General features: G+C 65.3%; 1 protein-coding gene. It reads right to left on the bottom strand.

The annotated features are described in order from the left end of the window. Nucleotides 1-30: 30 nt before the first annotated feature. Nucleotides 31-1137, bottom strand: a complete 1107-nt coding sequence (locus tag VFQ05_00925) for a hypothetical protein (GenBank protein ID HET9325315.1) — start codon at nt 1135-1137, stop codon at nt 31-33. Between the last annotated feature and the right edge of the window lie 95 nt (nt 1138-1232).

The following is a 1232-nucleotide window of genomic DNA, read 5'->3' as shown; positions in this document are numbered from 1 at the left end:
GTGAAACGCGTGACGAGATCCTGCGGCGCCTCAGAGAGCTCTGGCCGCAGCAGTCCTGACGTCTCGCGAGGCGCGTGCATCGAGTCGTTTGAGCTGCATGAATCCAGCTCCGAAAGACTGCTCGGCGGCGTATTGATTGTGCGTCCGGCATCGTAATCTCAAGTTGGCCACCGTGGATGGCCCGCCCCGCGCGAATTCTTGGACGTGATCGAACTCCAGAGCGTGGCGCTCCTGGCATCGACGGCCGGAATCGCCGACAAACGTGCACCGGCCGCCGTCGCGCTTCCAGACTTCCCGCCGGACGGGAGCGGGCACGTGGCGCCCGGAGTTCGTGCCCGCCGTTGGGCGCGGCCGGTCCGTCGCCGCGAACTTGCGCTTCTGGAGCTCATGGATGAGCGAGTCCAATGCTCGCTCGAGCACGGCCGCGATGTCCGCGGATTTGACGCGATGGCCCAGCAGCTGTTGCGCAAGCTCCAATTTGTCCCGCATCTCCTGACCCATCGTGAGCTGGAGCGAGAATCGCTGAGGAGCCAGGGGCTTCAGCCTCGCCGGGGCATCCACCCGCGCTGGTGCGGGTGAACTGTCCTGCGAAGTCGCCGTGGCCACGCCAGGTTCGAGATCCTGCGGCGCTGGCTCGGATGGAGTGTCGGGCCGCTCTGAGCCAACCAGGGTTCCCCCCAGATTTGCACGCGCCGGCGCGGGTACGGGCTGCAGCACCGTCGGGACATCCGGCTGAGGGAAGCGATTGGCCAGGAGGTGCTCGATTTGTGACTTTGTCTTGTGCGCCGCGGCCGTCACCAGCCCATCGGCGTTTTCAGGGTTCAAGTGGTGCTCGAGGAGGAGCACGGCGCTGACATGCAATCGGCCATCCGCCACGGCGGGAAAGATAGCCGGAAACTTCCGAGCCACCCGTGCCGCGCGAATACGCCGGCAGGCCGCATCCTCAGCTAGATGCAGGTGGTGAATGCAGTACGCGTACATTGATGGGTAGCCCGCTGGCGCGTACAGCTTGCGAGCGTCGACCTCGGCGATGTGGGCCAGCAGATCGGCCGTGGTGCTGCGATCACGGGCGACGAGAGAAGCGAGACCGCGGAGCAGGGTCTGATCCGAAAGATGCGAAAGCGAATAGGACTTCATGTGCGCTCATCGCGGGGGCGAGAAGTGCGGGGCGCACTGTTTGTATCACGGGCTTCGCGCGGCGCTCAGTTCACGTTCAGAGACGCGAGCTGAGC

The organism is Candidatus Eisenbacteria bacterium (genome assembly GCA_035712145.1).
In the GTDB taxonomy this organism is placed as follows: domain Bacteria; phylum Eisenbacteria; class RBG-16-71-46; order RBG-16-71-46; family RBG-16-71-46; genus DASTBI01.
This window is presented reverse-complemented; position numbering and strand designations above follow the sequence as displayed.

Excerpts from the sequence above, each read along its gene's own strand:
- VFQ05_00925 (HET9325315.1), bottom strand. The coding sequence starts at position 1,137 with ATGAAGTCCTATTCGCTTTCGCATCTTTCGGATCAGACCCTGCTCCGC.